General features: G+C 61.1%; 9 protein-coding genes. 7 read left to right on the top strand and 2 right to left on the bottom strand.

All coding sequences use genetic code 11. From position 1 onward, the window contains the following. Positions 1 to 743: chitobiase/beta-hexosaminidase C-terminal domain-containing protein (locus KA354_25120; protein MBP7937931.1), on the top strand; the 743-nt coding region annotated here is incomplete at its 5' end. A gap of 368 nt (positions 744 to 1111) precedes the next feature. Beyond that, positions 1112 to 1276 carry a hypothetical protein gene (locus tag KA354_25115; protein ID MBP7937930.1) on the top strand — a complete coding sequence of 55 codons (165 nt, stop codon included), beginning with the start codon at positions 1112 to 1114 and terminating at the stop codon, positions 1274 to 1276. Positions 1277 to 1360: 84 nt separating this feature from the next. On the opposite strand, the gene KA354_25110 is transcribed toward KA354_25115, so the two are convergent. Beyond that, on the bottom strand, positions 1361 to 1561 hold the full coding sequence (locus KA354_25110; GenBank protein ID MBP7937929.1) for a hypothetical protein: 201 nt from the start codon (positions 1559 to 1561) through the stop codon (positions 1361 to 1363). Between the two features lie 8 nt (positions 1562 to 1569). Continuing rightward, positions 1570 to 1875, bottom strand: coding sequence for a zinc ribbon domain-containing protein (locus KA354_25105; GenBank protein ID MBP7937928.1), 306 nt, complete (start codon positions 1873 to 1875; stop codon positions 1570 to 1572). Positions 1876 to 2023: 148 nt separating this feature from the next. On the opposite strand from KA354_25105, the gene KA354_25100 reads away from it, so the two are divergent. The 5 genes from KA354_25100 (at position 2024) to KA354_25080 (ending at position 4887) form a co-directional block, all read left to right on the top strand. Then, positions 2024 to 2344, top strand: a complete 321-nt coding sequence (locus tag KA354_25100) for a hypothetical protein (protein ID MBP7937927.1) — start codon at positions 2024 to 2026, stop codon at positions 2342 to 2344. A 551-nt stretch (positions 2345 to 2895) separates the two neighbouring features. Then, positions 2896 to 3240 carry a hypothetical protein gene (locus KA354_25095; protein ID MBP7937926.1) on the top strand — a complete coding sequence of 115 codons (345 nt, stop codon included), beginning with the start codon at positions 2896 to 2898 and terminating at the stop codon, positions 3238 to 3240. Between the two features lie 381 nt (positions 3241 to 3621). After that, entirely contained in the window at positions 3622 to 3882 is a 261-nt protein-coding gene (locus KA354_25090) for a hypothetical protein (GenBank protein ID MBP7937925.1), read from the top strand. Between the two features lie 110 nt (positions 3883 to 3992). Then, entirely contained in the window at positions 3993 to 4520 is a 528-nt protein-coding gene (locus KA354_25085; protein MBP7937924.1) for a hypothetical protein, read from the top strand. Between the two features lie 127 nt (positions 4521 to 4647). Next, positions 4648 to 4887 (top strand): hypothetical protein, encoded by a 240-nt coding sequence (locus KA354_25080; protein MBP7937923.1) that lies wholly within the window; start codon positions 4648 to 4650, stop codon positions 4885 to 4887. Positions 4888 to 4991: the final 104 nt, after the last annotated feature.

Below are 4991 nucleotides of genomic sequence, written 5' to 3'. Positions count from 1 at the left end.
CCATGATCCGCTACACGACCGACAGCAGCGATCCAACCGGTAGCTCCACCCTGTACAACGGCCCTTTCACGCTTACGGGTTCGGCCACCGTAAAGGCCAAGGCCTTCAAGAGCGGCTACAACGACAGCGGTGTTGCCTCGACCAGCTTCAGCCCTCCCACGCATTTGGTTGCCGATGCAGGGTCAGACCACACTATCATCGCGGGGCAAAGCGCGGCATTGGCGGGCTCGGCATCAGGCGGTGTGCCCCCATACACCTATGCTTGGTCACCGGCCAGTGGCTTGAGCGCGACAAGCATGCAATACCCGACCGCACGCCCCACGCAGACTACGACTTATACACTAACCGTAGCAGATGCCGCAGGGCAGAAAGTCAGCGACAGTGTCACAGTCTCTGTGTCGGTCATTCGTTATCTGCACAGACTCTCCATCAACGTGGAGGGAAATGGCACGGTCTCGATGAATCCCACAGGCGGCACGTACGAGATGAATACAGTAGTGGAATTGACGCCCGTCCCGGCTACTGGCTGGGAGTTTGGCGGCTGGAGTGGAGACCTGAGCGGCACGGATGATCCAGCTGCCATCACCATGGACACACAAAAGACCGTGACGGCGACGTTTACGCCCAGCTGCGGTATTGGCGTGTGTGGCGTTGGCGGGGTCGGGGTGATGCCGCTCATGCTGCTGGGGATGGGCTTGATGAAGGCGAGGATTGTTCGGCAACCTCGGAGGCACGGAGGATGAAGGTCTGGTTGACTCAGGCTGGTGTGCCCGAACGAGTGACGGAAGTGTGGAGGAGGCAACACTGCAGCGGGGCGCGGCTTTTGTAGGGGGCCGCGCCTCGCTCTCTTGGCTGCGTTGAGCTTCAGCGGGCAAACCAGAAACCCGCGCAGAATCGGACCCGAATGGCGGTATCCAGTTGATGAGAGGCCCAAGTCGCTTGAGGCCCCGGCCCAAGGAGATCGGCGTACTATGGCCCAATGCCGCCCGGCGGCGTAGCCGGGCAAGGTGATGAGGGAAACGTCGGTTTGCTTCGCTCGCGGTCTCCGGTACTGAACTACACGCAAATGACTCCGACCCAGAACCTCGAATTCATAATGGACCACGGCCCCTTGAATCGAGCGCAGCTCTGGTCGCTGGCCAGCGAACTCCGCGTTGCGTACCTCCTGGCCATGTTCGAGCTGGTCGAGCAGATGGGCACGGACGCGCTTGTCGAGCAACGTGAAGCCCTGGCCGCAGCATGGCTGCCGGACCCCCAGGCCCGTGAGGACCCCTGACCACGAGCAAGCGGACACGAGTGGGTATTCGGTGCGTACCCAAGTGATGAGCCGCGCAAGCCACTAGACCACCTGCGTCCGGCGTCACCCCGGCCAAGCGTCCATCTTGAACTGGCGCTCGCCGTCAGCGTTGCGTTCAGTGAAGAAATCCACCACGGTGACGCGACGACAGCACGGACACGATAGCTTCTGCCGGCCGGGAAGCACCGCCACGTGCCAAGCGTGGCGGCCGCAGTGGGCGCAGTTCACATGGATCGGCTGGCCCAACGCAATCATCTGGGGCATTTTGCACCTCAACAATCCGACCAATATCCCACCGTACCCGTCCCGCCGTGCGCGGCGATAGCCATCACCAGGGCTTTCAGGCGCTCCTGGTTCATGAGCGGGCTGAGGCGGGTGTGCATCTCGAGCTGGGCTTGGGCGGCAAGCTCGGCATCAAAGCCAACCGAGGGCATCACGGCGGCCACCTGAGGAGCGACTCTCATCAGGGCCGACGACTGGCTGACTGACGACAGTGACACGACCTCCTGGCCGCACTCCCCGCAGTACCTGGCGCGAGGCTTGAGTGCCTCGCCACAACACGGACATCGTTCGAGCATGGCAAGCCTCCTTCTGATTCGTCATCGATGATAGCGCCCTGCAGGCCATCGCGCAAGTGCCAATCTGAGCGTTTCCGCGGAATGTTTCTCGACCAGAACAATTGGGCAGACGGCTTCCGAAGACCAAGTGTATTTGGAGGATAACGAGATGAGTCACACCTTTGGCTCGGATGCGAACCCGGCAGTCCTCGTCAGCGCCGCGCTGACCTTCATCCTCTTGTTCACCATCATCTACCAGGTCATCCGGCTAATGTCATTGTTCTCCCCGGCGTCACACTGGATCGCAGCTTTCTGCATCGCCGCTTTAGCCATGTTTGGATTCCATCGAGCACAGTCGCACTGGATTGTGCTTCCGGGCGTGGCTCTGAGCCTCACCATCGTGGTGTTGCTGGCCGTGATGTTCGTTCTGCTTCTGCTCCGCAGGCGCCGCGCCAGCCGTGAGACGCGCCTGCGTGCCCGCGACCGATAGGTTTAAATACTGGTGTAACGTGCGGATGACGACATCAAACGCACGGGTTCACATCAGAAGGGCTTGCGAACGATCTTCACGCGAAGGTCAGCGCGCTCGCCGTGCTGATGCAACCCACTCATCACGGGCTCTCGTCTTGATCTGACGACGCCCCATCAAAGATCAACCACGCGTTGATCGCCGGCAGGGTGTTTCCGCCCGGAAACGCCTCTTTCCGCACATGCTGGCCGACAGAACGGGCATCACGATAGCCGCTGCTCTGCGTCCCACGCCTTTTTGTGCTCCATCCTGCCGCAGCAAACCGAAAACTTGCCCCGCTCCCCGAACCCACCGGAGCACACCTCTTCTCTTCACAACTCCGTCGTGACCTTGGCATTGGGCTCCGGTCTCGACTTCTCCGCGCTCGCGGCCTCGCTCGTTTGCAGGCCCCCGGGGCCTGCGGCGGACCGCGGCGCTTATTCGCTTTCCGGAGCCGAAAGGTTTTTAAACTGCATCGTCTTTTCGATCGTATCGAATAGGTCAATCCAATCGATAGGAGGAAACAGCGGAACATGTCCAAACCAGAAAAAGTGTTCAAGATGGGTGCGGTGCGAGCCTCGGTGTTCGTGAACATGATCCAGCGGGACGGCCAGCCGGTCGCCCTGCGGAAGGTGGTGATCGAGGTGCGCTACCGCGACAAAGCCGGCCAGTGGCAAGGCACCAACAGCCTGAGCATCAACGACCTGCCCAAGGCCATCACAGCGCTGCAGCAGGCCTACGAGTACCTGCTGACTGCCCCGACCCACGAGGATCAGACGGAACCCGATCCGCGCACGGTGGCCTCGGACAACGACTACCACCCCTACGGTCCTTTGCGGCCCATACGGGTGGAAGCAGGCGAATACCACAAAGCTTAAGTAGTCCCGGGGCCTCACCGGAGCGGAGGTGATTCACGTGAAGAAACGCGGTCGCAAACCCAAATGCCCTTATTGTGGGCAAAGTACCGTCAGAAGCAAAGGAGTCCGCCGCACCACCACAATGGGCGATCGACCCCTGTGGTTCTGCAAGAACTGCCACCGAAAGTTCACAGCCAGGCGTGGCGGAAAACCCGTCGGGGCGGCACCAGCTGGCGCAGCCAGCCTGACAGCAGCCTGACCAACCAGTCATGCTTATCCTGAAGAACCAAGTCGGTTCTTGATAGCACACCAACAGCGATTTCTCGGCCGGGTCGAGCCTTACACGGTGTGGGGCTCGCTCGGCCATTTTTGTTAACGGTTCCCGAGAAGAGAGGTGTAACCATGCCTTACTGTAAAGGACAGATCACCCGCATCCGGCAATGCTCCGGCTGCGTGGAAGTGACCGTGGCTGGCGAAGCGTCCGGTTGCTTTCCCATCGACAACTGCTGCTTCGCGATGATGGTCGGTGCTGATGGCGCTGAGCTGCTCGGCCGGCGGGTCGAGTACTCGGATGACCATATGCGTTTCCTCGACGAATGCGCCGAAGACCCACCCGCCCCGATTCCCTTCCCACTCCCTTCCTGCTCATCTGGTCACATCTGAGCACAGTGTTTCCCAAGAACTGAGTTGATCATTCACAAAGCCTCGCGTGCGGTTTAAGGCCGTGACCGCGCGGGGCTGTTCTTTTCTCAACGGCCAGCAAGGAGAGAGTCATGACCACAATCCAGACCACCGGGGCGCAGGCCCGCCGCCGCCGTATCCAGCCGCACCGGCTGGGCATGGGCTGGCATTACGTTTGGGAGTACAACCCGCCCATCGAGCACCTCGTTCAGAGCGCTGACGGCAGCCCTTGCTATTGGCGGGAGGCCGGCGAGACGTCAGAAGGCTGCATCATGTTGCTGGCGGACTGCTTCGCCGCTCGGAGACTGGGCACCACTGCCCGCGAGATCTACCGGCAGGCGTACGCGCAAGCCGATGGCGAGGCACTCGATGATGAATGGTTAGCCACGCAGACGCTGTGCGACGAGTGGGGACCGCACACGGTCCTGCCAACGCTATGGAGATCCGCCCAGGTGAACAAGCTCTTCGAGGACCTCGAAGACGTGAACTACCACAGCTTCCTGGGCAGGCTGGCCGAGCTCATTGAGCAGCGGGCACCTGCGCTGGCCAAGCGGCTTGACGGCTGGTGTAAGATGCCGCCGAACACCCCTCAACGACTCACTTCCCCCGCTCACGCCTGAAGCCCGCCTTCACGATTCCCGCCCGGAAGCAACCTTCACCCCTGATGTGTGCTTACCCCAGGCTGACTTGACACGGTGATTCCGCACGCGTGCGCGTCAGCCAGACCCTTACACAGGAGCGGTTCACATGACCGAAGACCAGAAGGCGGCCTACCTGAAAGGCGGCGCGACGCGCTGCCCGTACTGCGGGCATGAAGAGCTCGATTGCGATCGGCTGATGCTCGCGGAATTCGAGGACGAGTACGAATGTCAAACCCGCTGTCTCAGATGCGGCAAGACCTGGACCGACGTCTACCGCGTGGTAGACGTGCGCAACCACGAGGACAACCAAGCCGGTTGGGAGGACAGGGCCAGCGCGCATAGATAGGTAAGCTGGGAGGTCTGGCGCGATCGATTGGCATCGTGTATACCTTTCGCAAGTATGCCGTATGGAGCGGCGAGAGTCTCTTGCGAAAGGAGTCTGCCGATGGC

This window comes from Phycisphaerae bacterium (assembly GCA_018003015.1).
GTDB lineage: Bacteria > Planctomycetota > Phycisphaerae > UBA1845 > PWPN01 > JAGNEZ01.
This window is presented reverse-complemented; position numbering and strand designations above follow the sequence as displayed.